Origin of the sequence: Mycoplana rhizolycopersici (genome assembly GCF_013378445.1) — a bacterium.
Classification (GTDB): domain Bacteria; phylum Pseudomonadota; class Alphaproteobacteria; order Rhizobiales; family Rhizobiaceae; genus Mycoplana; species Mycoplana rhizolycopersici.
Genome location: NZ_JABXYK010000070.1, coordinates 1 through 333, shown reverse-complemented (window position 1 = coordinate 333; position 333 = coordinate 1). Strand labels below are relative to the sequence as shown.

The following is a 333-nucleotide window of genomic DNA, read 5'->3' as shown; positions in this document are numbered from 1 at the left end:
ACGCCGAGCCGCAAGCGATCCACCGGGCGACAGGCGATCCGGTGAAAAGCCTTGAGGGAGTGGCCTTGCCGGCCGCTCCCCGCTTTCGAATGATGCAATGCATGCTGCTTCACAGCAGGAAGTCCCCTTCCTTGAGGTTCACGAGGCTGTCGATGTGGATGACGAAGTCGGCCTTGCCGTCGCCGTTGACGTCGCCGTAGACGTAAGTGTCGGCCTTCTCCTTGGCATAGCGCAGCTCGCCGGCGGTCTTGGAGAACTTCTCCGTGCCGACGAAGGAGAACGCCTGGTTGCCCGACTTCGTCGTGATGGCATCGATCCCGGTCAGGTCGATCA

At 61.9% G+C, this 333-nt stretch carries 1 pseudogene; it reads right to left on the bottom strand.

The window, feature by feature from the left end:
* Window positions 1-109 precede the first annotated feature (109 nt).
* Window positions 110-333, bottom strand: a pseudogene (locus tag HV823_RS26450) (protease); the annotation flags it as partial.